General features: G+C 73.3%; 18 protein-coding genes and 1 tRNA gene. 15 read left to right on the top strand and 4 right to left on the bottom strand.

What is annotated here, in order from left to right; translation table 11 throughout:
- Positions 1–162 precede the first annotated feature (162 nt).
- The 4 genes from AB4K12_RS14100 to AB4K12_RS14085 all read left to right on the top strand — a co-directional run bounded on the left by AB4K12_RS14100 (position 163) and on the right by AB4K12_RS14085 (position 1,812).
- The gene (locus tag AB4K12_RS14100; protein ID WP_368434876.1) at positions 163–744 is read left to right on the top strand and encodes a type II secretion system F family protein; all 582 of its coding nucleotides are present in this window, start codon (positions 163–165) and stop codon (positions 742–744) included.
- 115 nt (positions 745–859) lie between these two features.
- Complete coding sequence (locus tag AB4K12_RS14095; protein ID WP_368434875.1) at positions 860–1,126, top strand: DUF4244 domain-containing protein; 267 nt, start codon at positions 860–862, stop codon at positions 1,124–1,126.
- On the top strand, positions 1,113–1,493 hold the full coding sequence (locus AB4K12_RS14090; RefSeq protein WP_368434554.1) for a TadE family type IV pilus minor pilin: 381 nt from the start codon (positions 1,113–1,115) through the stop codon (positions 1,491–1,493). Before AB4K12_RS14095 ends, AB4K12_RS14090 begins: the two co-directional genes overlap by 14 nt.
- Before the next feature lie 7 nt (positions 1,494–1,500).
- On the top strand, positions 1,501–1,812 hold the full coding sequence (locus AB4K12_RS14085) for an Rv3654c family TadE-like protein (RefSeq protein WP_368434553.1): 312 nt from the start codon (positions 1,501–1,503) through the stop codon (positions 1,810–1,812).
- A gap of 4 nt (positions 1,813–1,816) precedes the next feature.
- On the opposite strand, the gene AB4K12_RS14080 is transcribed toward AB4K12_RS14085, so the two are convergent.
- Complete coding sequence (locus AB4K12_RS14080; RefSeq protein WP_368434552.1) at positions 1,817–4,375, bottom strand: DEAD/DEAH box helicase; 2,559 nt, start codon at positions 4,373–4,375, stop codon at positions 1,817–1,819.
- A gap of 54 nt (positions 4,376–4,429) precedes the next feature.
- On the opposite strand from AB4K12_RS14080, the gene bldG reads away from it, so the two are divergent.
- The 10 genes from bldG to AB4K12_RS14030 all read left to right on the top strand — a co-directional run bounded on the left by bldG (position 4,430) and on the right by AB4K12_RS14030 (position 21,209).
- Positions 4,430–4,771 carry an anti-sigma factor antagonist BldG gene (bldG, locus tag AB4K12_RS14075; protein WP_086565946.1) on the top strand — a complete coding sequence of 114 codons (342 nt, stop codon included), beginning with the start codon at positions 4,430–4,432 and terminating at the stop codon, positions 4,769–4,771.
- Positions 4,772–4,972: 201 nt separating this feature from the next.
- The gene (locus AB4K12_RS14070; protein WP_368434551.1) at positions 4,973–5,422 is read left to right on the top strand and encodes an ATP-binding protein; all 450 of its coding nucleotides are present in this window, start codon (positions 4,973–4,975) and stop codon (positions 5,420–5,422) included.
- A gap of 457 nt (positions 5,423–5,879) precedes the next feature.
- Positions 5,880–8,273 (top strand): sodium-translocating pyrophosphatase, encoded by a 2,394-nt coding sequence (locus AB4K12_RS14065; RefSeq protein ID WP_368434550.1) that lies wholly within the window; start codon positions 5,880–5,882, stop codon positions 8,271–8,273.
- A 195-nt stretch (positions 8,274–8,468) separates the two neighbouring features.
- Entirely contained in the window at positions 8,469–9,044 is a 576-nt protein-coding gene (locus tag AB4K12_RS14060) for a small secreted protein (protein ID WP_362255212.1), read from the top strand.
- 221 nt (positions 9,045–9,265) lie between these two features.
- Positions 9,266–10,804, top strand: a complete 1,539-nt coding sequence (locus AB4K12_RS14055) for a methyltransferase (protein WP_368434549.1) — start codon at positions 9,266–9,268, stop codon at positions 10,802–10,804.
- Positions 10,805–11,088: 284 nt separating this feature from the next.
- Entirely contained in the window at positions 11,089–13,935 is a 2,847-nt protein-coding gene (gene topA, locus AB4K12_RS14050; protein WP_368434548.1) for a type I DNA topoisomerase, read from the top strand.
- A gap of 230 nt (positions 13,936–14,165) precedes the next feature.
- Positions 14,166–17,882: a dTMP kinase gene (tmk, locus tag AB4K12_RS14045; protein ID WP_368434547.1), complete on the top strand. Its 3,717-nt coding sequence runs from the start codon at positions 14,166–14,168 to the stop codon at positions 17,880–17,882.
- 111 nt (positions 17,883–17,993) lie between these two features.
- Positions 17,994–19,214, top strand: coding sequence for a DNA polymerase III subunit delta' (locus tag AB4K12_RS14040; RefSeq protein ID WP_368434546.1), 1,221 nt, complete (start codon positions 17,994–17,996; stop codon positions 19,212–19,214).
- A 220-nt stretch (positions 19,215–19,434) separates the two neighbouring features.
- Positions 19,435–21,036 (top strand): alpha/beta hydrolase, encoded by a 1,602-nt coding sequence (locus AB4K12_RS14035; RefSeq protein WP_368434545.1) that lies wholly within the window; start codon positions 19,435–19,437, stop codon positions 21,034–21,036.
- Between the two features lie 99 nt (positions 21,037–21,135).
- A tRNA-Thr gene (locus AB4K12_RS14030) sits at positions 21,136–21,209 on the top strand.
- 81 nt (positions 21,210–21,290) lie between these two features.
- Here AB4K12_RS14030 and AB4K12_RS14025 read toward each other — a convergent pair.
- From AB4K12_RS14025 to AB4K12_RS14015, 3 genes are all read right to left on the bottom strand, one after another.
- On the bottom strand, positions 21,291–22,334 hold the full coding sequence (locus AB4K12_RS14025; protein WP_368434544.1) for a UDP-N-acetylmuramate dehydrogenase: 1,044 nt from the start codon (positions 22,332–22,334) through the stop codon (positions 21,291–21,293).
- A 13-nt stretch (positions 22,335–22,347) separates the two neighbouring features.
- Entirely contained in the window at positions 22,348–23,697 is a 1,350-nt protein-coding gene (locus AB4K12_RS14020) for a hypothetical protein (RefSeq protein WP_368434543.1), read from the bottom strand.
- Positions 23,698–23,762: 65 nt separating this feature from the next.
- Positions 23,763–25,070, bottom strand: coding sequence for an MFS transporter (locus AB4K12_RS14015; protein ID WP_368434542.1), 1,308 nt, complete (start codon positions 25,068–25,070; stop codon positions 23,763–23,765).
- 159 nt (positions 25,071–25,229) lie between these two features.
- Between AB4K12_RS14015 and AB4K12_RS14010 the strand changes: the two genes are divergently transcribed.
- Positions 25,230–26,174, top strand: coding sequence for a ParB/RepB/Spo0J family partition protein (locus tag AB4K12_RS14010; protein ID WP_368434541.1), 945 nt, complete (start codon positions 25,230–25,232; stop codon positions 26,172–26,174).
- Positions 26,175–26,183: the final 9 nt, after the last annotated feature.

The following is a 26,183-nucleotide window of genomic DNA, read 5'->3' as shown; positions in this document are numbered from 1 at the left end:
TCCGTCCGGCGGCGAGGGGCACTGCTGCTCGATATGCGCGGGATGGCGGGCGCTGCACGGTCGGTGGGGCCGACGGGTGGCGCGCCGGGTCCGCCGGCGGCGAACCCGTGGCGGCGGCGGGCACGGCAGGCCCTGGCGGCCAGGGGAGGGCGGCCCTTGGCGGTGTTGGGAGGCGTCGGCCTCGTCCTCGTCGGGCTCGTAGGAGGAATCACCTGGTGCGTGGCGGGCCTCGTGGCTGCTTACGGGATCCGGTGGTGGCGCAGGAGAGCGGACAGTGCCCATGGCGAGGTGTCCGTGGAGGAGGTGGAGCGACAACTGCCCCTCGCAGCGGATCTGCTGGCCGCCTGCCTCGCCGCGGGTGCGGGCCCGCGGGAGGCCGCCGAGGCGGTCGGGGGATCGCTCGGCGGCCCTGTGGGGGAGCGGCTGGCCCAGGCCGCGGCGGAAGTGCGCCTCGGCGGAGAGCCGGGTGTGGCCTGGGGCCGGCTCGGCGGCCTCCCTGGGGCAGGAGGAACCGCCCGCTGCCTGGAGCGGGCTCAGGCCACGGGAGTTCCGGCGGTGGAGCCCATGTCGCGGCTGGCCGCGCAGCTGCGCGCGGCGCAGGCGCGGGCGGCGGGGATACGGGCGCGGCGCGCGGGCGTCCTGGCGACGGCGCCGCTGGGGCTTTGCTTCCTCCCCGCGTTCCTGACGGTCGGGGTGGTTCCCGTGGTGATCGGGCTGGCCGGCGGGCTGATGCGGAGCCGGTGAGGAACGGTGCGATTGAGGAACGGTGCGATGCCGCCAAGGCGGCGGTCGGACAACGAAAGTGACGATGCGCGAGGCGAGAACCTCGCGGCGAGTAGGGGGATCAGCCATGACGACGATGACGGGCACAAAAGCGATGCAGGCGACGACGGCGAAAGCACCGATGACGGCGTCGGCGAGGGTCTCCGAGGCGGCGACGTGGTGGTCGCGGTGCCGGGACCGGCTGCGGGGTGCCGGCGAGGACGGGATGACGACCGCGGAGTACGCGGTGGGGACGCTCGCCGCGTGTGCGCTGGCGGCGGTTCTCTACAAGGTGGTCACCAGCGGGCCGGTGAGCGCGGCACTGCAGCAGCTGATCGTGAAGGCCCTCCATGCGACGTTCTGACGCGGGAGGCGCGGCAGGCACGGCAGCCGCCGCAGACGCGGGGTATGTGACCGCCGAGGCCGCTCTGGCGTTGCCCGTGCTGACGTTCTTCGCCCTGGCTCTGCTCTGGGGTGTGATGGCGTCGGCCGCGCAGATCCAGTGTGTGGACGCGGCCCGGGCGGGGGCGCGGGCGGCGGCCCGCTCGGATCCGCCGTCGGCGGCCGTCGCCGCGGCCCGGTCGGCTGCTCCGCGCGGGGCGCGGATCTCGCTGGGGCGCGAGGGGGACCTGGTGCGGGTGCGCGTTCGGGCGGATGCGGACGGTCCGGGGCCGCTGGCGGTGCCACTGAGCGGGGAGGCGGTGGCCCTTGCGGAGGACACGGTGGGGTGATCGGGGCATGGCGTCGGTGTGGGTGGCGGTCGTCGCGACGGCGTTCTGCGTGGTGTTCGCCGCGGTCCTGGCCCTGGGCCAGGCCGTGGCGGCCCGGCACCGCGCGGGCGGCGCGGCGGACCTGGCGGTGCTGGCCGCGGCGGATCACGCTCTCCTCGGCCAGAGCGCGGCCTGCGCTCTGGCTCGTGAGGTCGCCGCGGCGCAGACGGCGCGGGTGGTGCGCTGCAGGGTGAAGGGCGAGTTCGCGGAAGTGGCGGCGGAGGCGCGAGCAGGTCCTTACTCCGTACGGGTGCGCTCGCGCGCGGGGCCGCCCGGCTAGCCCCTCAGCCCCTCCCGGGGGTCCCTCCGGGACTCTCGGGGCCTTCGGGACCTTTGGGAGCGTCAGGGGCCTCGAGGCCGCCTTCGAGGCCGCCTTCCGGGCCCCCGGCGTCCTCCGGGCCCTCCGGGGCGGGGGCGCCGGCGAGGAGGTGGCTCAGGAGCCGGATCGCCGCCCTCTTGTCGAGCGGGTCGTTGCCGTTGCCGCACTTGGGGGACTGGATGCAGGAGGGGCAGCCGGTGTCGCACTCGCAGGAGGCGATCGCCTCTCGGGTGGCGCCGAGCCAGCGGGCGGCCGTGTGGAAGGCGCGCTCGGCGAAGCCGGCGCCGCCGGGCTGGCCGTCGTAGACGAAGACCGTCGGCAGGAGGGTGTCGGGGTGCAGGGGCACGGAGACGCCGCCGATGTCCCAGCGGTCGCAGGTGGCGAAGAGGGGGAGCATGCCGATGGAGGCGTGTTCGGCGGCGTGCAGGGCCCCGCCGAGGGCCTCGGGGGTGATGCGGGCGGCGTCGAGCTGGTCCTCGGTGACCGTCCACCACACGGCGCGGGTGCGCAGGGTGCGGGCCGGCAGGTCCAGCTTGGACTCGCCGAGGACCTCGCCGGTGATGAGTTTGCGGCGGAGGAAGGAGACGACCTGGTTGGTGACCTCGACGGAGCCGAAGCACAGCCGCGCGTCTCCCCAGGGGATCTCGGTGGTGGTCTCGAGGACGGAGATGGCGGTGGTGTCGCGGGCGGTCGTCGAATAGGGCGGATCGGCCTGCTCGACGAGGGCGACGGCCTCGTCCAGGTCGAGGTGGCGCACGAGGTACGTGCGGCCCTGGTGGAGGTGGACGGCGCCTTCGTGGACGGTGCTGTGGGCGGCGGCCGCGTCCACGGTGCCCAGCAGCCGGCCCGTGCCCTCCTCCACGACCTGGACGGGCCTTCCGCCGCCGCCACGGATGTCGGCGAGGTCGGCGGCGCGCTCGCGGCGGGTCCAGTGCCAGGCGGCGGCCCGGCGGCGGAGCAGCCGGCGGGCCTCGAGCTGGGAGATCACGACCATGGCCTCGGGGCCGAACAGTGACAGGTCGGATTCGGTGAGCGGCAGTTCCTCGGCCGCGGCGCACAGATGGGGGGCGAGGACGTAGGGGTTGTCCGGGTCGAGGACGGTGGATTCCACCGGTCGGCGGAACAGCGCCTCGGGGTGGTGGACGAGGTAGGTGTCCAGGGGGTCGTCGCGGGCGATGAGGACGGCGAGCGCGCCCCGGCCCGTACGGCCCGCGCGGCCGGCCTGCTGCCACAGGGAGGCGCGGGTGCCGGGGTAGCCGGACAGGAGGACGGCGTCGAGGCCGGCGACGTCGACGCCGAGTTCGAGGGCGGAGGTGGCGGCGAGGCCCAGGAGCTCGCCGGTGTGCAGGGAGTGCTCGAGGGCCCGGCGCTCCTCGGGGAGGTAGCCGCCGCGGTAGGCGGCGACGCGGGAGGGGAGGGAGCGGTCGACCGCGGCCAGGCGTTCCTGGGCGATCAGGGCGATGAGCTCGGCGCCGCGCCGGGAGCGTACGAAGGCCACGGTGCGCACGCCCTGGACGGTCAGGTCGGTGAGGAGGTCGGCGGTCTCGGCGGTGGCGGTACGGCGGACGGGGGCGCCGCGCTCGCCGTGGAGCTCGGTGAGCGGGGGCTCCCAGAGGGCGAAGACGAGCTCGCCGCGCGGAGAGGCGTCCTCGGTGATGCCGGTGACCGGCAGGCCGGTGAGGCGGCTCGCGGCGGTGGCGGGGTCGGAGGCGGTGGCGGAGGCGAGGAGGAAGACGGGGGAGGAGCCGTAGCGGGCGCAGACGCGCCGGAGCCGGCGCAGCACCTGGGCGACGTGGGAGCCGAAGACGCCGCGGTAGGTGTGGCACTCGTCGACGACGACGTAGCGCAGGGCGCGCAGGAAGGAGGCCCATCGGGGGTGGGCGGGCAGGATCGAGCGGTGGAGCATGTCGGGGTTGGTGAGCGCGTAATTGGCGTACTGACGCACCCATTCGCGTTCTTCCACGGGCGTGTCGCCGTCGTAGACGGCGGGCCGGACGCCTTTGCCCAGGGGGGCGGCCAGAGCGCGCACGGCGCGGCGCTGGTCGGCGGCCAGGGCCTTGGTGGGGGCGAGGTACAGGGCGGTGGCACCGCGGCCGTTGGGGGCCTCGGAGCCGTCCAGGAGGGTGCTCAGCACCGGCGCGAGGTAGGCGAGGGACTTGCCGGAGGCGGTGCCGGTGGCCACGACGACGGACTCGCCGCGCAGCGCGTGCTCGGCGGTGAGCGCCTGATGGGCCCACGGCCGCTCGATGCCCGCCGCCCGGATGGCCTCGATCACTTCCGGCCGGATCTTCTCGGGCCAGGGGGCATGACGTCCGGGACGCGGGGGCAAGTGCTCCGTATGAGTGATGCGTGCAGCCCGGCTCGGCCCGGCGGCGAGTCGGTCGAGGACCGTCCGGGGAGCGGGATGTACGCCCGCCTCCGGCGGGAGTTGATCGTTGGCCATCGACATCGAGTGTGTCACTGGAGTGACGGACAATGGCGCCAAGGCGTCGTGCACGCCTGCCGGTAAGTGATTGAATGCCATCGCGGCTGCCGATCCATGGGGGGCGACCGCTCGATGCAAGGTGCTGGAGGATCCGTGGACCTGTCCCTGTCAACCGAGACCGTAGGCGACCGTACGGTTGTCCGGGTCGGTGGCGAGATTGATGTGTACACCGCGCCCAAGCTGCGTGAGCAGCTGGTCGAGCTGGTCAACGACGGCAACTACCACCTCGTCGTGGACATGGAGGGTGTCGACTTCCTCGACTCCACCGGGCTCGGCGTTCTGGTCGGCGGACTGAAGCGGGTACGGGCCCACGAGGGCTCGCTGCGGCTGGTCTGCAACCAGGAGCGCATTCTCAAGATTTTCCGTATCACCGGTCTGACCAAGGTGTTCCCGATCCACACCTCGGTCGAGGACGCGGTGCAGGCGACCGACTAGACCGACCAGGCAGACGCGACCGCACACGTCGCGACTGGACAAGACGGCCGGGCGGACCCGGCGGCCGGGAGGACCGGCCGGCGGCGGACGCCCGACGACAGAGCCACGCCGGGGGGTCCTGGGCCCGAGGGTCCGGCCCCTCTGCGAGTCCGCCCTCTTCCGGAAGAGGGAAAGAGGGCACGTTCCACCGAGGGGGATGGCATGGCCACCGTCGAACTTCTCTTCAGTGCCCTTCCCGAGCATGTCCGGACGGCCAGGCTGGTGGCGGCCGCGGTGGCGCGCCGGGCCGGGGTTGACGAGGCGGTGCTGGACGAGGTCCGGCTGGCCGTCGGGGAGGCGTGTTCGCGCGCCGTCGGCCTGCATGTCAGCCAGGAGATCCCCAGCCCGGTACGGGTGGTGCTGACCGAGGACGAGAAGAAGTTCTCCATCGAGGTCGCCGACGACGCCCCGCATGCGATCTCCGTTGCCGTGGCCACCCCGGGTTCCGCCGGGACCGAGCCGGGGGCGGACGACGCCGGTGGTGACGGCGAGGACGACATGGGCCTGGCCGTGATCAGCGGTCTGGTCGACGACGTCGAGGTGTCGGCGGGCGCGGACGGCGGTCTGATCCGGATGAGCTGGCCGACGACCCCGGCGTCCGTGACGCCGTAGCCCGCGGGCCGCCTTCCGCTGTAGGTCCCCCGTCCCAACCGGCGTAATCCCGTCGTCGGCCCGGGTGAAAACACCTGGCTGATTCTCGATCGTGCCCGCGGAATTCCGGTCGTGGGCTCCGCCGAGTTCCGGATCTTCACGGGGAGATCATCGAATCGCCGGATCACCTGCCGATGATCTGCCGGGCATCTTCAGATCATCGGTGAAAGACCGGCGAAAGACCGGCGAAAGACCGACGAAGGACCGGCACGACACCGGCGAAGGGCCGGTGGATCGTTTCGGGGGTCCGTAGGCGCGCAGTCTCATTCCGGTTCCCGCGCTCTGTTTTGATCTCGCCATGCTCCCTACAATCCGTCCATCTTGAGCTCAGGACGCCTGAGCGTGGCGGCTGTTCCCGCGGTTGTCCCTGTGTCGCGCCGCGGCCGCACGCCCATGTGCCAAACGTCAGGGAGGACGAATGGCGGGGCCCCTTACCCCTCGACAGGTGGACTTCACTCAGAATCTCGCGGTCGAGCTGACCGACGGCAATCGCACGCTGGTGATGGTGATCGCGGCAGTCGCGATCGCGGCACTGGCGGTGGCCGTGGTACTGGTGCGACAGGTGCTCTCGGCAGGCGAGGGAACCGACGGCATGAAGAGAATCGCCGCGGCGGTGCAGGAGGGCGCGAACGCGTATCTCGCCCGGCAGTTGCGCACGCTCGGCGTGTTCGCCGTGGTCGTGTTCTTTCTGCTCATGCTGCTTCCGGCGGACAACTGGTCGCAGCGCTTCGGGCGTTCGGTCTTCTTCCTGATCGGCGCGTTGTTCTCGGCGGCCACCGGCTATATCGGCATGTGGCTGGCGGTGCGCAGCAATGTGCGGGTGGCCGCGGCGGCCCGGGAGGCGACGCCGGCCGAGGGCGAGCCCGAGAAGGACCTGACGGAGGTCGCGCACAGGGCCATGAAGATCGCGTTCCGTACGGGTGGTGTCGTCGGGATGTTCACCGTCGGCCTCGGCCTGCTGGGCGCCTCCTGCGTCGTGCTCGTGTACGCGGCGGACGCGCCCAAGGTGCTGGAGGGCTTCGGGTTCGGCGCGGCGCTGCTGGCGATGTTCATGCGGGTCGGGGGCGGCATCTTCACCAAGGCGGCCGACGTCGGCGCCGACCTCGTCGGCAAGGTGGAACAGGGCATTCCGGAGGATGACCCGCGCAATGCCGCGACCATCGCGGACAACGTGGGCGACAACGTCGGCGACTGCGCGGGCATGGCGGCCGATCTCTTCGAGTCGTACGCCGTCACGCTCGTGGCCGCGCTGATCCTCGGCAAGGCGGCGTTCGGCGACGCGGGTCTGGCCTTTCCGCTGCTCGTGCCCGCCATCGGCGTGCTGACCGCGATGATCGGCGTCTTCGCGGTGGCGCCGCGGCGCAGCGACCGCAGCGGAATGACCGCGATCAACCGGGGCTTCTTCATCTCGGCCGTCATCTCCCTCGTCCTGGTGGCGGTGGCGGTGTTCGCGTATCTGCCCTCCAGCTACGCGGACTTGACCGGCGTCGAGGACGCCGACATCGCCGGCCACGACGGCGACCCGCGGGTGCTCGCGCTGGTGGCCGTGGCGATCGGCATCGTTCTCGCGGCGCTCATCCAGCAGCTGACCGGCTACTTCACCGAGACCAGCCGGCGGCCCGTACGGGACGTCGGCAAGACCTCCCTCACCGGTCCCGCGACGGTCGTGCTCTCCGGCATCTCGCTCGGCCTGGAGTCGGCGGTCTACTCGGCGGTGCTGATCGCCCTCGGCGTGTACGGGGCGTTCCTGCTGGGCGGCACGTCCATCATGCTGGCGCTGTTCGCGGTGGCGCTGGCCGGGACGGGCCTGCTGACCACGGTCGGGGTCATCGTCGCGATGGACACCTTCGGCCCGGTCTCCGACAACGCGCAGGGCATCGCCGAGATGTCCGGTGACGTCGAGGGCGCGGGCGCGCGGGTGCTCACCGACCTCGACGCCGTCGGCAACACCACCAAGGCGATCACCAAGGGCATCGCCATCGCCACGGCCGTCCTGGCCGCGTCCGCGCTCTTCGGCTCGTACCGCGACGCGATCGCCACCGCCGTCGACGACGTGCACGCCAAGGCGGGCGAGATGGGGCTGAGCCTGGACATCTCGCAGCCGAACAACCTCGTCGGGCTGGTGCTCGGCGCGGCCGTCGTCTTCCTCTTCTCGGGCCTGGCCATCAACGCGGTGTCGCGGTCGGCGGGCGCGGTGGTCTACGAGGTGCGACGGCAGTTCCGCGAGCACCCCGGGATCATGGACTACAGCGAGAAGCCCGAGTACGGGCGGGTGGTGGACATCTGCACCAAGGACGCGCTGCGCGAGCTGGCCACGCCCGGTCTGCTGGCGGTCATGGCGCCCATCGCGGTGGGCTTCTCGCTCGGCGTCGGCGCGCTCGGTTCGTATCTGGCGGGCGCGATCGGCACCGGCACGCTGATGGCCGTCTTCCTCGCCAACTCCGGTGGCGCCTGGGACAACGCCAAGAAGCTGGTGGAGGACGGGCATCACGGCGGCAAGGGGAGCGAGGCGCACGCGGCGACGGTCATCGGCGACACGGTCGGCGACCCGTTCAAGGACACCGCCGGTCCCGCGATCAACCCGCTGCTGAAGGTGATGAACCTGGTGGCGCTGCTCATCGCGCCGGCGGTGGTGAAGTTCAGTTACGGGGCGGACGCGAACCGGGGGCTGCGGATCGCGGTGGCGGCGCTGGCGATCGCGGTGATCGTGGGCGCGGTCTATGTCTCCAAGCGGCGCGGTGTGGCCGTGGACGGCGATGACGGGGAGGCCGAGCCCGCGGCCAAGCCGGTCGATCCGGCGGTGGTCTCCTGACGGCTCCTCAGTCCGGAATGTGACAGCCGTGGCGCGCCGTACGTCCCGTCGGTACCGGTCGCCAGGTGCGGCGAATGCCACGCCGTTCTTGGTGCAAATGGATCGAAAAGCGGACGTATGGTGTGCTCGGCTCCCGGCCCGTGCCGCCCGGCCGTGTAAGTTCCGGGGCCGAGAGCCATTGAAGGGACCAATCCGGTGAACAAGAAGCTTGTGGCTGCACTGTCCGGCGGGGCGGCACTTGTCCTGGCGCTGACGGGCTGCGGCGGTGGCGGCGACGACAGCAAGAAGAAGCTCGACGACTGGGCGAAGAACGTCTGCGACCAGATGCAGCCTCAGGTGAAGAAGATCCAGGAGGCCAACTCCTCGATCGCCAACGTCCAGAACGAGGAGGACTCGAAGAAGATCCAGCAGACCGACTCGACCGCCTTCCAGGCCAACGCCGACGCCTACAAGGCGCTCGGCACGTCCGTCGACCGCGCGGGCGCGCCCCCGGTCAAGGACGGCGAGACCAGCCAGAAGAACGCGGTCAAGGCGCTCAACGACCTCTCCGCGGCCTACACCGGGCTGAAGAAGCGCATGGACGCGCTGGACACCAAGGACAAGGCCAAGTTCGCCGAGGGCCTCAAGAGCATCGCCACGGACATCGGCAAGCTCAGCAGCCGCAGCGACGATGCGCTCAAGAAGCTGCAGTCCGGTGACGTCGGCAAGGCCATGGCGAAGCAGCCGGGCTGCCAGAAGTCGTCGGTCACGCCGACGCCGACCAAGAAGTGACGGCCCGGGGCGACAGCCACGCGTGACGGTCCGGAGCTACGGCCCGGAGCCACGGCCCGGCGTGACGGCATGACGCGAAGCGCGGCGTGACGGCGTGACGGCATGACCTGACCGGTGAGAAGTGACCCGGGTCGCCATTCAGTTGGCTCCGCCCGGCGCCGCGCCCGCCCGCGCCGCGCCGGGCTTTCGCCATTTACCGGTGGCGACCCGACAATGGTCCCGTGAGTACCACGCACCTCCCCGCCGCCGATCCCACGCGCACCGCCCGGCTGCGCGACGCCCTGCTGACCGCCGCCTTCACCGCCGACGGTCTCCTCGAGCTGCTCGGCGCCCCCGCCTACGCCGCGCTCGCACGCAGCGAGACCGTCCCCGCCCTGCGCGCCACGCGCGGCGACGGCCCGCTGGAGACCCTGGTCCGGCTCTTCCTGCTGCAGCGCCCGGTCGCCTACGGGCAGGCCGCCGCCGCGCTGCCGGTGGAGGACTGCCTCGCCGACGGCTGGCTGCTGCGCGACGCGCGGGACGAGGGCCAGGTGCGGGCGAGCGTGGACGTACGCCCGTACGGCGGCCCCGACGGCGAGGACTGGTGGATCGTCTCCGATCTGGGCTGCGCCGTCGGCGGCGCGGGCGGGATCGCCCAGGGAACGGCGGGCCCCGCCGGCGTGGACCGCTCGGAGCTGGTCCTCGGGGTGGGCGGCGCGTCCACGACGCTCGCCGGGCTCACCGTCCGTACGCCCGTGTCGAGCGCCCTCGACCTCGGCACCGGCTCCGGCATCCAGGCCCTGCACGCCGCCCAGCACGCCGGGCGGGTCACCGCCACGGACCTCAACCCGCGCGCGCTGCACTTCGCGCGGCTCACGCTCGCACTGTCCGGCGCACCGGAGGCCGACCTGCGCCAGGGTTCGCTCTTCGAGCCGGTCGCGGGCGAGACCTTCGACCTGATCGTCTCGAACCCGCCCTTCGTCATCTCCCCCGGCGCCCGGCTGACCTACCGCGACGGCGGCATGGGCGGCGACGACCTGTGCCGCACGCTGGTGGGCCAGGCGGCCGACCGGCTCAACGACGGCGGCTACTGCCAGCTGCTGGCCAATTGGCAGCACGTGAGCGGCGAGGACTGGCGGGAGCGGCTCGCGTCCTGGGTGCCGAACGGCTGCGACGCCTGGATCGTCCAGCGGGAGGTGCAGGACGTCGCGCAGTACGCCGAGCTGTGGCTGCGCGACGCCGGCGATCACCGCACCACCCCCGAGGAGTACGCGTCCCGCTATGACGCGTGGCTGGAGGAGTTCGAGGCCCGTAAGACCAAGGGCGTCGGATTTGGCTGGATCACGCTGCGCAAGACGGGTTCCGACCGCCCCTCCGTGATCACCGAGGAGTGGCCGCACCCGGTCGAGCAGCCGCTGGGCGAGACCGTAAGGGCGCATTTCGAGCGGCAGGACTTCCTGCGCACCCACGACGACGCCGCGCTGCTGGCCGCGCACTACCGGCTGGCCGACGAGGTCGTGCAGGAGCAGGTCGGGCTGCCGGGGGCCGAGGACCCCGAGCACGTGGTGCTGCGGCAGAACAGGGGCATGCGGCGGGCGACCAAGGTCGACACGGTGGGTGCCGGGTTCGCCGGCGTGTGTGACGGCTCTCTCAGCGCGGGACGGATCCTGGACGCGATCGCCCAGCTGATCGGGGAGGACCCCGTGCTGCTGCGCGACCGCACGCCGGAGTCCGTCCGGATGCTCGTCGGCCAGGGCTTCATCACGCCGGTGACCGGCTGAGAGGCCCTTCGGCCGACTGATGAGAAGGGGGGAAGGAGGGGTCGTGTTCGCGTCACCTTTTCCTTCCCCCGGTCCGGCCGGGTGGTGTCCGCCTTACCCACGGTCCCACCCACGGTGGTGTGACGGTCCGGGCGGCAGACAGGACGCTTGTCGGGTTACCGTTCGAGTGGCGTTGCGGGCTTTTTCCGTTTGACACGGGGGCGGGATGTACCGTCACACTCCGCAGCGTCACGTAACGCCCACAGAAACGCCCACACCGAGTGCCGACCGGAAGAAGAGCGAAGTTGTCCCCGACCAGCGAGACCGCACAGGGCGGCCGCCGACTCGTCATCGTCGAGTCGCCTGCCAAGGCGAAGACGATCAAGGGCTACCTCGGCCCCGGATACGTCGTCGAGGCGAGCGTCGGGCACATCCGTGACCTGCCGAACGGGGCCGCCGAGGTCCCGGCCAAGTACAAGGGCGAGCCCTGGGCCCGCCTCGGCGTGAACGTCGACGCGGACTTCCAGCCCATCTATGTGGTCAACAGCGACAAGAAGGATCAGGTCAAGAAGCTCAAGGAGCTGCTGGCCGACTCCGACGAGCTCTTCCTCGCCACCGATGAGGACCGCGAGGGCGAGGCCATCGCCTGGCACCTGCAGGAAGTCCTCAAGCCCAAGGTCCCGGTCCGCCGGATGGTCTTCCACGAGATCACCAAGGACGCCATCCAGGCCGCCGTCGCCAGCCCGCGCGAGCTGAACAAGAAGCTCGTCGACGCCCAGGAGACCCGCCGCATCCTCGACCGCCTCTACGGCTACGAGGTCTCGCCGGTCCTGTGGAAGAAGGTCATGCCGCGGCTGTCGGCCGGCCGCGTGCAGTCCGTCGCCACCCGCCTCGTCGTCGAGCGGGAGCGCGAGCGCATCGCCTTCCGCTCCGCCGAGTACTGGGACCTGACCGGCGTCTTCGGCACCGGCCGGGCGGGCGACGCGGGCGAGCCCGGCACCCTCTCCGCCCGCCTGAGCGCGGTCGACGGCCGGCGCGTCGCGCAGGGCCGCGACTTCGGCTCGACCGGGCGGCTCAAGGACGGCGCCCCGGTGCTCCACCTGGACGAGGCGAACGCCCGCGCGCTGGCCGCCGCCCTCGCCGACGCGTCCTTCGCGGTACGCTCCGTCGAGTCCAAGCCGTACCGCCGTTCGCCGTACGCCCCCTTCCGCACGACGACGCTGCAGCAGGAGGCCTCGCGCAAGCTGGGCTTCGGCGCCAAGGCGACCATGCAGGTGGCCCAGAAGCTGTACGAGAACGGCTTCATCACCTATATGCGTACGGACTCCACGACGCTGTCCGACACGGCGGTGAACGCCGCCCGTACCCAGGTGACGCAGCTCTACGGAGCCGACTACCTGCCCGAGAAGCCGCGCACGTACGCCGGCAAGGTCAAGAACGCGCAGGAGGCGCACGAGGCGATCCGTCCTTCGGGTGATCGTTTCCGCACTCCCGCCGAGACCGGCCTGACCGGTGATCAGTTCCGGCTCTACGAGCTCATCTGGAAGCGGACCGTCGCCTCCCAGATGAAGGACGCGACCGGCAACTCCGTCACCGTCAAGATCGGTGGCCGGTCCTCCGACGGGCGCGACGCCGAGTTCAGCGCGTCCGGCAAGACCATCACCTTCCACGGCTTCATGAAGGCCTACGTCGAGGGTGCCGACGACCCCAACGCCGAGCTCGACGACCGCGAGCGCCGGCTGCCGCAGGTCACCGAGGGCGACCCGCTGGCGGCCGAGGAGATCACCGCCGACGGCCACGCCACCAAGCCCCCGGCCCGCTACACCGAGGCCTCCCTGGTCAAGGAGCTCGAGGAGCGCGAGATCGGCCGCCCGTCGACGTACGCGTCGATCATCGGCACGATCCTCGACCGCGGCTACGTCTTCAAGAAGGGCACGGCGCTCGTCCCGTCCTTCCTGAGCTTCGCCGTCGTCAACCTGCTGGAGAAGCACTTCGGCCGGCTCGTCGACTACGACTTCACCGCCTCCATGGAGGAGGACCTCGACCGCATCGCCCGCGGTGAGGCCCAGGCCGTGCCGTGGCTGCGCCGCTTCTACTTCGGCGAGGGCCCCGAGGGCGGCGCCGCCGACGCCGGCAACGGCGACGGCGATCACCTCGGCGGCCTGAAGGAGCTCGTCACCGACCTCGGTGCGATCGACGCCCGCGAGGTGTCCTCCTTCCCCGTCGGCGACGGCATCGTGCTGCGCGTCGGCCGCTACGGCCCGTACGTCGAGCGCGGCGAGAAGGACGCGGAGGGCCACCAGCGCGCCGACGTGCCCGCCGACCTCGCGCCCGACGAGCTGACGGTGGAGTACGCGGAGGAGCTGTTCGCCAAGCCGAGCGGCGAGTTCGAGCTGGGCAAGGACCCGGAGACCGGCCACGAGATCATCGCCAAGGACGGCCGTTACGGCCCGTACGTCACCGAGATCCTCCCCGAGGGCACCCCGAAGACCGGCAAGAACGCGGTCAAGCCCCGGACGGCCTCGCTCTTCAAGTCGATGTCCCTCGACACGGTGACGCTCGAGGACGCGCTGAGACTGATGTCGCTGCCGCGCGTCGTCGGCGCCGACGCCGAGGGCGTGGAGATCACCGCGCAGAACGGCCGCTACGGCCCGTACCTGAAGAAGGGCACGGACTCGCGCTCGCTCGAGAGCGAGGACCAGCTCTTCAGCATCACGCTGGAGGAGGCCCTCGCCATCTACGCGCAGCCCAAGCAGCGCGGGCGGGCCGCCGCCAAGCCGCCGCTGAAGGAGCTGGGCACCGACCCGGTCAGCGAGCGTCCGGTCGTGGTCAAGGACGGCCGCTTCGGCCCGTACGTCACCGACGGCGAGACGAACGCGACCCTGCGCCGCGACGACGACGTCGAGACGATCACGCCGGAGCGCGGTTACGAGCTGCTGGCGGAGAAGCGCGCGAAGGGTCCGGCGAAGAAGACCGCCAAGAAGGCCGCGGCGAAGAAGACGACGACGGCCAAGAAGGCTCCGGCGAAGAAGACCGCCGCGAAGAAGACGGCCGCCAAGAAGACGACGGCGACAAAGAAGACCGCCGCCACGAAGAAGACGGCGGCGAAGAAGACCACCGCCGCCGCGGCGAAGGCGGCGGACGGCGAGTAGTCGGGCGCCGTCATGTAGGCATTCGAGAGGGCGGTGGGCCGGATTCCGGTTCGCCGCCCTTCGTCGTTCCGTCCTTCGTCGTTCCGCCTTTCGGTGTTCCGCCCTTCGTCGTGCGGCCCGTCGCCGCGCGGCCTTTCGGCCGGTCCACGGGCCGTATGCGCCCGCACGTATGTTCGTTCACGCGTTCGGCGCAAGGTTCAGCATTCGGGCACTCCGGATAGGCTGGCAGGATGACGCGAGCCGAGCAGCCAACAGGGGAAACCCCCACATCTGGAGCACTGGCGGCGGACTCCCGCGAGCGTGCCGTACGGGCCCTGCTGCGCTTCCGTCCGCTCAGGCGACTGTGGAGCGCCCAGTTCAGCGGAGGCGTCGGCGACGCCCTCGCCGTTCTGGTCCTGCTGCTGCTGTCGCTGCAGGCGGCCCTGGTGGCGGGCTCGTTCGGCGGCGGGTACCGGGGTGCCGCCCTGGCCGTCGCCGCGGTCATCGCCGTGCGGCTGTTCGCGACGCTCCTCTTCGGCGCGGTCCTGCTGGGGCCGCTGTCCGCGCTCTTCGCGCCCGCCGGTCCGCTGGACCGCCGCTGGACCATGATCGGGGCGGACGGGCTGCGCCTGGTGCTGCTCGGCCTCGCGCCGACCTGGATCGACCTCACCGAGGACAAGTCGCTCGCCCTGCTGCTCGTGACGGCCTTCGTCGTCGGCGTCGCCGAACGCGTGTGGACCGTGGCCAAGGACGGCGCCGTCCCGGCGCTGATGCCCAACGCGCCGCCGGAGGGCGACGCCGTACGCCCGCTGCCCGACCACTACGAGGCCCTGCGGCGCCTGACGCTCCGTACGACCTTCGTCGCGCTGCCCCTCGCCGCGGCCGTGCTCGTCGCGATCACGCTCTTCGGCAACCTGCTGGGCGGCGCCGGCATCGAGTGGTTCCACAGCCACCAGCCCGCCCTCGGCGCGTACCTGGCGGCCGCGCTCTTCGCGGTCTCGGGCGTGATCCTTTACCTCCTGCCGCTGCCCGGCGTCCGCGAGGGCGCCCAGGCGCCCCGCGTGCGCTCCCCGCTCGAGGGGATGCGCCGCCCCAAGACCGCCCAGGGCACGCCCGACACGGGCCGTACGGGCGCGATCCCCGTCCTCGTCCTGGCCTGCGCGGCCGTCGCGGGCGCGATCGCCGCGGCCGTCGGCGTCGCGGTGCTGCAGGCCGGCGAGCTCGGCGGCGGCCCCGTCGGCTTCGGGCTGCTGGTCCTCGCGCTCACCGGCGGGCCGGTCGCCGGCATCCGCGGCGCGCGCAAGGTCCTCCCCGGCTTCTCCCGGCGCCGCCTGCTGGCGCTGTCGCTCGCGCTGACCGGCCTGGCGCTGCTGGCCGCCGGCCTGGTCCCCGACCCGACGACCGTGCTGCTGCTCGTCCTGCTGGCGGGCGTCGGCGCGGGCATCGTCGCCAACACCGGGCACGCCCTGCTCGACCAGGAGACCGAGGAGAACCGCCGCGCCCGCACCACCGAGCACCTGCACGCCGTCGTCCGCGTCAGCATCGCGCTGGGCGCGGTCGTGGCGCCCGTCTTCGCCGCCCTCGTCGGCCCGCACCGGGTCGAGAGCGGCAACTTCGTCTTCGCGCACGGCGGGGCGGCCTTCACGCTGATGCTCGTCGGCGCGCTGCTCCTGCCCGTCGGCGCGCTCGTGCTGGGCAAGACGGACGACCGGCACGGGGTGCCGTTCCACAAGGACCTGCTGGACTCCCTGCGGGGCGGCGACCCGGCCGAGGGCGTCAGCACCCAGGGCTTCTTCATCGCCTTCGAGGGCGGCGACGGCGCCGGCAAGTCCACGCAGGTACGGGCGGTCGCGGAGTGGATCCGCGCCAAGGGCCACGAGGTCGTCGTCACCCGCGAGCCGGGCGCCACGCCCATCGGCAAGCGGCTGCGCGCCATCCTGCTGGACGTCGCGTCGGCCGGGCTGTCCGACCGCGCGGAGGCCCTGCTGTACGCGGCCGACCGCGCCGAGCACGTCGCCTCGGTCGTACGCCCCGCCCTCGAGCGCGGCGCGATCGTCATCACGGACCGCTACATCGACTCCTCGGTCGCCTACCAGGGCGCCGGACGCGACCTGTCGCCGACCGAGATCGCCCGCATCTCGCGCTGGGCCACCGACGGGCTCGTACCGAACCTGACCGTGCTGCTGGACGTCTCGCCGGAGACCGCGCGCGAACGCTTCACCGAGGCACCCGACCGGCTGGAGTCCGAGCCGGCGGAGTTCCACCAGCGCGTCCGCACCGGCTTCCTGACGCTGGCCGCCGCCGACCCGGCGCGGTACCTGGTCGTGGACGCCGGCCAGGAGCCCGAGGCCATCACCAAGGTCGTACGCCACCGGCTCGACCAGACGCTGCCCCTCTCCCAGGCCGAGATCGAGGCCCGCGAGGCGGCCCGCAAGGCCGCCGAGGAGGAGGCCCGGCGCAAGGCCGAGGAAGAGGCCGCGCGCAAGGCCGAGGAGGCACGCCTGGAGCGCGAGCGCCTGGAGCAGCTGGCCCGGCTGCGCGCCGAGGAGGAGGCCCGCAAGCTGCGCGAGGCCGAGGAGGCCCGGCGCCGCGAGGAGGAACGCCAGGCGGAGGAGGCCCGGCAGCGCGCCGAGGAGGCCCGCCGGAAGGCCGAGGAGGAGCGCGAGCGTCGCGAGGCGGAGGAGCGCGCCCGCGCCGCCGAGCAGGAGCGGCTGCGCAAGCAGGCGGCCGAGGAGGCCCGGCTGCGCGCCGAGGCCGAGGAGCGGCGCCTGGAGAAGCAGCGCAAGGCGGAGGAGGCCCTGCTGAGGGCCGAGCGGGCGCGGATCGCGGCGGAGGCCGCCGCGGCCGCGGAGGCTGCTGAGGCCGCTGCGGCGGCCGAGGTTCTCGCGGCTGGTGCCGGTGCCGGCGCTGGTGCTGGTGCTGCTGTGGCGGGTGCGGACGAGGCGCCGACGGTCGAGCGGCCTTCGCTGCGCAAGCCGGACGGGCGCGGCGACGGCGGCTCTCAGGGCGGTGGCTCTCAGGGCGGTGCGGACGCGCCGACCGTGGAGACGCCGGTGCCGGGCGCGACCGGGGCGCGGGACGCGGCGGAGGCACCTACGGTCGAGCGGCCGTCCCTGCGGAAGCCGGAGGCGCCGGAGGCGCGGGACGGCGGTGCTCCGGCGCCCCGTGCGGCCGACCCCCGGGGGGCGTGGACGGCGAAGCCGTCCGCCCCGGCCGGTGAGACGCCCGCTCCGCGGGCGTCCGAGGACGGGCGTTCGGCGGTGCGCCCGCCGGTCGTCGGGACCGCGGCGCTCCGCAAGACGGCGAGTGCGCATGACGCCGTCGGCGGCGCGGAGAACGCGCGGCACGTGGAGAACGCGGGGGACGCCCCCACCGTCGAGACGCCGGCCCCGCGCCGGTCCGGCGGATCGCGTGGCGCCCAGGGCGCCAAGCCTGCCAAGGGTGCTAAGGGCGCGGAGGACGAGACGGCGGTCCTGCCGCCCGTCCGGGACACCGAGGACGAGACGGCGGTGCTGCCGCCGGTGGCCGCCGCCGAGGACGAGACGACCGTGCTGCCGCCGGTGATCACCGGCAATCCGGTGATCCAGCGCGTCACGTGGGGCGTCGAGCCCCCGGCGGACGCCGTCGGCTCGGAGTCGGAGGAGACGACGGTCCTGCCGAAGCCGGCCGCCCCGCCCGTACCGGCCGCCCGGCCGGAGAATCCGGCGGACCGGGTGCCGAACTGGCTGTTCCGGCCCGAGGACGGCGACGGTGGCGAGGCCGGCGCCGAGGCGCGGCCGGGGGCGCGGGACGGGTCCGAGCCCACCCGTGAGCTGCCGCCCGTCGCCGACGACGACGGTACGGACCGGCCGGTGCGCAAGGCGCGCCGTCGGCCCGAATGGGCGGACGACGAGGCCCCCACCCTGGCGGACGACCTCCTCGGACGCCGGAAGAAGCGGGCGAAGGGCGACGAGCGCGACACCCCCTAGGGCGGCGCGGACCACGTCCTCGTGCACCGGGCGGCCCTCGCCGACGGTCCGCTGTGTCAGTGGCGTGTCCCACAATGGGTAACCGCAGGACGGACAGCGCGGAGGACAGCCATGGCGGTGTGGGACGACCTGGTCGGCCAGGACCGGGTGATCGAGCAGCTCGCCGCTGCCGCGCGCGACGCCGACGCGCTCGTCACGGCGGAGGCCGCTCCCGGCGGGCCCGGGGCAGGCCCCGAGGGCGCGTCGAAGATGACGCACGCGTGGCTGTTCACCGGCCCGCCCGGTTCTGGGCGGGCCACCGCCGCCCGGGCCTTCGCGGCGGCGCTGCAGTGCGTCAGCCCGGACCGCGCGTACGGCGGACCCGGCTGCGGTTTCTGCGACGGCTGCCACACCTCGCTGGTGGGCACGCACGCGGACGTCGAGGTCGTCCGTACGGACGTGCTCTCGATCGGCGTCAAGGAGACCCGCGAGCTGGTCCGGCGCGCCCAGCTGTCGCCCGCCGGCGGCCGCTGGCAGGTGATCGTCCTGGAGGACGCGGACCGGCTCACCGAAGGCGCCGGCAACGTCCTGCTCAAGGCCGTGGAGGAGCCCGCACCGCGCACGGTGTGGCTGCTGTGCGCGCCCTCCCTGGAGGACGTGCTGCCGACGATCCGCTCCCGCTGCCGCTCCCTGACGCTGCGTACGCCGCCCGCTGGCGCCGTGGCGGACATCCTCGTGCGCCGGGACGGCATCGAGCCGGAGCTGGCGGCCCAGGCTGCCCGGGCCACCCAGGGCCACATCGGCCGGGCCCGCCGGCTCGCCACCGACGAGCGGGCCCGTGCCCGGCGCGCCGCGGTGCTCAAGATGCCGCTGCGGGTCGCCGACATGGGCGGTGCCCTCAAGGCCGCCCAGGAGCTGATCGACGCCGCCGCCGAGGACGCCAAGCAGGTCGCGGAGGAGGTCGACACCAAGGAGACCGAGGAGCTGCGCGCGGCGCTCGGCGCCGCGGCGGGCACCGGCGGCCGGCTGCCGCGCGGCACGGCCGGCGCGATGAAGGAGCTCCAGGACCGCCAGAAGCGCCGGGCGACCCGTACCCAGCGCGACAGCCTCGACCTGGCCCTGACCGACCTGACCGGCTTCTACCGCGACGTGCTGGCGATACAGCTCGGCTCGCGCGTCGAGCTCGCCAACACCGACGCCCGCGACACCCTGGAGCGGATCGCCGCCGGCTCCCGGCCGGAGGCCACGCTGCGCCGCATCGAGGCGATCGTCGCCTGCCGCCGGGCCCTCGACCGGAACGTGGCTCCCCTGCTGGCCGTCGAGGCGATGGCGGTGGCGCTCAGAGCGGGCTGAGGCCCCGGAAGGGCGAGGGGGCGCGTGGGTGCGTGAGTAATACGAGCGGGGTGGGGCAGACCGCAGGTTGGGTGATTCCTCACTCGTATGAGGACTAGTGGCCGGTAAGGCTGGCCAAGGCGGGTATCCGTCCGGATACGCTCCGTAAAGCCCGCATGTGGTGCGTGATGCGCGTCATGTGCGAGATGCCGCCTGCCTCCCACCCGTGAGGGACCAGCCGATGGACACCAGCCGCCTGCTCCGTACCTCCGGCACGCTCGTCGCGACCGCGGCCCTGCTGATCTCGGCAGCCGTCGCGGGAAGCGCGGTGCCGGGCGCGAGCGCGGCGGGATCCGGCAGAGCGCGGGACGCGGCGGCCGACGCGCCGGCGCCCCCGCTGGAACCCCTGCCCGTCGCGCTGCCCGCCGCCCTGCGCCCGTACTACGCCCAGAAGCCGGTCTGGCGCCCCTGCGCCGGCAAGGGAGGTTCCGGCTTCGAATGCGCCACGCTGCGCGCACCCCTGGACTACGCCGAGCCGAAGGCCGGGGACGTCAGGCTCGCGGTCTCCCGCAAGAAGGCCACCGGCCCCGGCAAGCACCTCGGCTCGCTCATGGTCAACCCCGGCGGACCGGGCGGCTCCGCGATCGACTTCCTCCGTGGGTACGCGGCCGCCGGCTACCCCGCGCCCGTCCGCGCCCGGTACGACATGGTGGCCATGGACCCGCGCGGGGTGGCGGGGAGCGAGCCGGTCCGGTGCCTGTCCGACGAGGAGATGGACGACTACGCCCAGGTCGACCAGACCCCGGACGACTCCTCCGAGGTCCGCGAACTGGTCGCCGCGTACAAAAAGTTCGCGGCCGGCTGCGCGGCCCGCTCCGGCCGGCTCCTGCGGCACGTCTCGACCGTCGAGGCCGCCCGCGACATGGACATCTTCCGCGCCGCCCTCGGTGACGAGAAGCTGCACTACGTCGGCGCCTCCTACGGCACGTTCCTCGGCGCCACCTACGCCGGGCTCTACCCCTCCCGCGTCGGCCGGCTCGTCCTCGACGGCGCGCTGGACCCCTCGCTCGACCAGGAACGGATCAACCGCGACCAGAACGCCGGCTTCCAGACCGCCTTCGCCTCCTTCTCGCAGGACTGCGCCCAGCGCGACGACTGCCCCCTCGCCTCGGGCGGCCGCACGGAGGTCGCCGCGGTCCGGCTCAGGTCCTTCTTCGACCAGCTCGACCGCCACCCCCTTCCCACCGGCAAACCCCGCGAGCTGACCGAGAGCCTGGCCACCACGGGTGTGATCTCCGCCATGTACGACGAGGCGTCCTGGCCGCTGCTGCGCAAGGCCCTGCGCGACGCCCAGCACGGCGACGGCGCCCTCCTGCTGCGCCTGTCCGACGCCTACTACGAGCGCGACGAGCACGGCGCCTACAGCAACCTCATGCCCGCCAACTCCGCCGTGAACTGCCTCGACCTGCCCCCCGCCTTCAACGGCCCGGCGGGCGTCCTGCGGGCCCTCCCCGACTTCGAGAAGGCGTCCCCCGCCCTCGGCACCAGCTTCGCCTGGGCCGCTCTGACCTGCGCGTACTGGCCGACGCAGGCCACCGGCACCCCCCACCGCATCACCGCCGCGGGCGCCGCCCCCATCCTCGTCGTGGGCACCACCCGCGACCCCGCCACCCCCTACCCCTGGGCCCGCGCCCTCGCCTCCCAGCTCTCCTCCGGCCGCCTGTTGACGTACGACGGCGACGGCCACACCGCCTACACCCGCGGCAGCTCCTGCGTCGACTCCGCCGTCAACGCCTACCTCCTCACCGCCACCGCGCCCCCCGCCTCCCGCACATGCTCCTGACCTGCGATCTCCCCTCCCCGGCCGCCGTGTACGGAGCACCCCCGGAACCTGTGTAGACTTGGCCGCGCTGCTGATGCCGAGCTCGGTTTCCGGCAGCTTGCCGCCTTAGCTCAGTTGGCCAGAGCAACGCACTCGTAATGCGTAGGTCTCGGGTTCGAATCCCGAAGGCGGCTCAGACGAAGCCCTGGATCACTCCGTGATCCAGGGCTTCTTTTGTCGTTCACTCCGTCCAGTCGTTCACTCCGTCCAGTCGTTCACTCCGTCCAGTCGCCCAGGTAGTCGATCTCCGAGGTCAGGCGGACGCCCGTGTGGTGGAGGACGTGGGTGCGGACGTGGGTGACGGCCTGGGCGAAGGCGGTGGCGGTGGCGCCTTCGTCGGCGACGAGGGTGGGGTGGAGGGTGGAGACGCGGACGCCCTGGGCGAGGGGGGTGCCGAGGGTGAAGCCGGAGTGCTGGATGAGCCAGCCGGCGCTGACGCGGGTGGAGCCGTCGGGGAAGCGGTTGACGGGGGCTCCGTGGGCGCGGAGGGCGGTGGCCTGGGCGGGGGTGACCTCGGGGCTGAGGAAGACGCTGCCGACCGAGCGGCGGTCGGGGGCGTCGGGGTCGAGGACCATGCCCTTGCCCCGGCGGACGGTCAGGACGGCGCGGGCGGCTTCGGCGAGGGGGACGCGGGTGCCGCGGGGGACGCCGAGTTCGGCGGCGACGGCGCCGTAGGAGACGGGGGCGCTCAGGGCGGACCGGCGCAGGGCGAAGGTCAGGGTGAGCAGGGTCCAGCGGCGGGTGTGTTTGAAGAGGCTGGTGCGGTGGCCGAGGCGGCAGGCGGCGGCGTCGAGGGTGACCCGGCGGCCCTGCTGCCAGTCCCAGGCGGTGACGTGGCGCAGGGTGTCGGCGACCTCCTGGCCGTAGGCGCCGACGTTCTGGACCGGGGTGGCGCCCGTGGTGCCGGGGATGCCGGTGAGCATCTCCATGCCGGTCAGGCCTTCGGCGATGGTGAGGGCGACCAGGTCGCCGAGCGGGTGCCCGCCCTGGACCTCGAGGAGCAGGCCGTCGTCCGGGGCGGCGCCGGCGACGCGTACGCCCTTGGTGGCCATCCGCAGGACGGTGGGGGTGCAACCGGCGTCGGCGGCCAGGACGTTGCTGCCCTCGCCGAGGGTGACCGGCGGGCCGGGGCGGGTGGCCGCGAGGGCGGCGAAGTCGGGGAAGTCCGCCGGGTCGTGCAGCTCGGCGACGACGGAGGCCGGGCCTCCGATGCCCAGGGTCGTCATCGAGGCGAGCGGTAACGCGTGGGTGACGTGCATGGATTCCTTCTGCCTAACTGGCCGCGCGAGGGCTGTCCTCCTCCTGGGGCCGGTCCGCCCTCAGGAGGTCGTCGGTCCGCTGCACGATCGTCCGGGCCGCCGCGCTGTCGAAGCGCAGGAAGCGTCCGCGCAGTTCGGACAGCCGGGCGGTGGCGCGCAGCGAGGTGACGGTGTCGGTGAGATCCAGGGCGTCCCCGGCGGCCTCCGCGGCGCCGTCGACCTCGCCGCGGGCGAGCCGGGCCTCGGCCAGGGAGGCGCAGTGCAGCAGCCGGTTGCGGGGCTGGCTGTCGCCGAGCAGTTCGATGCCGTGCTGGAGGTGCCACTCGGCCTGCCGGGGGCGTCCGATCTCCAGCCAGGCGCGGCCGGCGTCGGCCACCATGACGGCGGGGGAGAGCCAGTACGCCCAGGGGGCGTCGGCGGGCGGGCCGCCGGCCTGGGAGAGTTCGGCGGCCTCCTCCAGGGCCCGTCGGCAGCCCGTCTCGTCGCCGAGGCCGGCGTGCGCCCTGGCCTGGCGGGTGGCGAGCAGGGCCTGGGTGATGCCGGGTTCCTCGCCGGCCGAGCCCTTGCGGGCGATGCGGATCAGCCGCAGCGCCTCCTCGCCCCGGCCCGACCAGGCGGCGCGGTAGCTCATGCAGGAGATGACGTAGGCGGCCAGGGAGCGGTCGCCGGCGGTGCGCGCGGCGTCCAGGGCGGTCAGGAAGCAGGAGCGGCTGCGCCGTTCCAGGCCGAGGTCGGCGGCGAGCCAGCCGGCGAGCTGGGCGAGTTCGGCGATGATGCCGTGCAGGCGGATGCCGGTGGAGGCGGGGTAGGCGTAGTCGGCGGCCATCTTGCGGGCCCACCGCAGGTCCTGCAGCGCCCAGTCCATCACCAGCCCGCCGTGGGAGCTGTCGTCCAGGAGTCGGAGCTGGCGTATGCGGGCGGTGAGCATGTCCAGCGCCTCGACGGGTATCTCGGCTCCGCGCGTGCGTGCGGGCGGTGCGTTCTCGTCGCCGAGCAGCCAGTCGACGGCGGCGGGAAGCGGGTCCGGCAAGGGGGGTTCGGGGGCCGGGTCCGGTGTGCCGGGGGTGGCGGGCCCGCGCGGGTCCGGGACGAGCGAGGGGCGGGTCTGGCGGGCGGACGGGGGGAAGTGCTCGGGCCACAGCGCGTCGACGGTGATGTGCTCGCCGAGGCGCTCGGAGAGGATCGTGGCGACGACGTGGGGGAGCCGGCGCCGGGGCAGGGCGCCCTTGAGCCAGTTGTAGGGCGCCTTGGCGCTGATGGTGCCGGGGCCGCACTTCCTGTTGATCTCGCGGGCCAGCTGTTCGGGGGCCCAGGCGAGGAGCTGCAGGCAGGAGGCGAGCACGGAGGTGCCGTCGGCTTCCATCGCTCGCTCCCCCGCCCTTCGCGGACGCTTGTGAACGTAACCAGGCATTCCCCTTACCCGTGTGGTCAATCTGTGACGGCAGCCACAGATGGTGACTCATCGTGCGAAGCGTGCGAACCGGCGACCGGACGTGGCCGCAGCACGAGCCAGTAGAGGACCACCCCTGCCGCCAGCATGCCGTCCGCGAAGAGGAAGGGGGCGTGGAACGAGCCGGTCGTCTGCGCCAGCCAGCCGGTGAGGAGCACGCCGCACGCGGTGGCGGCGGTGTTGGCGAAGTTCATCAGCCCGCTGACGGCTCCCACCGCGCCCTCCGGGGCGAGCAGGCCGGGCAGGCTCCAGGCCACGGGGGCGGCCACGGCCAGGCCCGCGAGCGAGAGGGACATCCAGGCGACGGCCATGCCCGGGGAGCCGGCCGTTCCGGCCCCGCCGATCGTCGCGCCGCAGGCCAGGCCCGCGACGAGCACCCCTCGGCGGACGGCCCACGGGTCGCGGCCGCTCCGTATCAGGTGGTCGACCAGCCAGCCGCCGAGCAGCAGTTCCGCCACGGTGGCGACGGCCCAGGGGACCATCGAGTAGAGGCCGGAGGCCAGCAGCTTGACGTGAAACTGCCGTTGGAAGAACTCCGGCATCCAGGTGAGCACGATGTTGATCGTGTAGCCGTAGCAGGCGAAGCCGAGCGAGAGGGCCCAGACCCGGCGGGAGCCCAGCGCCCGGCGCAGCCCTCCGGCCCGGGGCCGGTCGGCGTCCCGCGCCCCGCCCCGGAGGATGAACTCCCGCTCGGCCGCGCCCAGCAGGGGGTGCTCGGACGGATCGCGGTAGCCGATCCACCACACCACCGTGAACAGCAGGCTGAGCACCGAGGTGAACAGGAAGCCCGCCCGCCAGCCCCATTCGCTCATCACGAACGCGAGCACCGGGAAGGCCACCATGTTGGCCAGCTTGGTCGCGCCGTCGAAGAGCGCCGTCGCCATGCCGCGCTCGCCCACGGGGAACCAGGCCGCGGTCGCCTTCGAGGCGCCGACCATCGAGGGTCCCTCCGCCACTCCCAGCAGCAGCCGGGCCGCGATCACCGCCCCCAGCCCGCCGGCGATCGCGGTCAGCAGGCCGGCGACCGACCACAGCAGGGAGGCGATACGGGTGAGCCGGGAGATGCCCAGCATGTCGACGAGGAGGCCGGCGGGCAGCTGCACCAGGCAGTACGACCAGGTGAACGCGGACAGGACGATGCCCAGCTGGGCGAGGTCGAGCCCGAAGTCGGCGGCGATGGAGGAGCTCGCGACGGACAGGGCGGTCCGGTCGACGAAGTTGACCAGGATGCCGCCGGCGATCAGCCCTCCGATCGCCCAGCGCGTACGTCCCCCGGATCCAGCCACCGGCCCCGCTCCTCCCCTCCGCGCACGCGCCGCGCACTCCGCCGGTCAGCCCCGACCTGACCAAGCTGACCGAACTGACCGCCGCCACGCCTTCAGAAAGGATCTCAGGTGCGCTGGAGTGGGATCACCAGTCAGGACGCGCACGGGGGAGTTGAAGCCATGTCCGATGTATTGGCGAGAACCGAGTTCGTGCCCGTGGGGACGCTGCTGCCGGCCGACTCCCCGCGCCTCGCCGGCGAGAACGTCCGGCACACCCGGATGCTGGCCGAGTCCGGCGGCGCCCTGCCGCCGATCGTGGTGCACCGGCCCACGATGCGCATCGTCGACGGCGTGCACCGCCATCGCGCCGCCCAGCGCCGCGGCGACGCGCGGATAGAGGTGCGGTTCGTCGACGGGACGCCGGAGGACGCGTTCGTCCTCGCCGTCCGGCTGAACACCACGCAGGGCATGCCGCTCACCCACGAGGACCGTACGGCCGCCGCCGCGCGCATCCTCGTCAGCCACCCGCACTGGTCGGACCGGCGCATCGCCGCGCTCACCGGCGTCTCTGCCAGCGTCGTCGCCCAGCGGCGGCGCTCCATAGGCCGCGACAAGGGCCTGAACGCGCGGACGGGACGCGACGGGCGGGTCCGCCCGCTCAACGCGGCGGACGGGCGCCGGCGCGCCGTGCAGTACATCACCGACCGGCCCGGGGCGTCCCTGCGGGAGATCGCCCAGGTGGCGGGGGTGGCCGTGGCCACCGCACGGGACGTGCGCGAGCGGCTGCGCCACGGCGAGGACCCGGTGCCGGCGAAGTTGCGCGCCGCGGAGGGCAGTACGGGCGATGAGGTGCCGATGCCCTTCGACAGCGGCTCCGCCATGCGCCGCGACCCCTCGCTGCGCTTCTCCGAGTCCGGCCGGACCCTGCTGCGGCTGCTGAGCTTCCGCTCCCTGGACAGCGAGAAGCTGCGCTGGCTCGCCGAGAGCGTGCCGCCGCACCGCACGGCCGACGTGGCCCAGGCGGCGCGACGCTGCGCCGAGCAGTGGCTGAAATTCGCCCGCGACATCGAGCAGCGGGGTACGGAGCGGCGCTCGGCGGCGCGGGGCGAACTCAGCCGTTCCTGAAGCGGTTCC

Origin of the sequence: Streptomyces sp. C36, from assembly GCF_040932295.1 — a bacterium.
In the GTDB taxonomy this organism is placed as follows: domain Bacteria; phylum Actinomycetota; class Actinomycetes; order Streptomycetales; family Streptomycetaceae; genus Streptomyces; species Streptomyces triculaminicus.
This window is presented reverse-complemented; position numbering and strand designations above follow the sequence as displayed.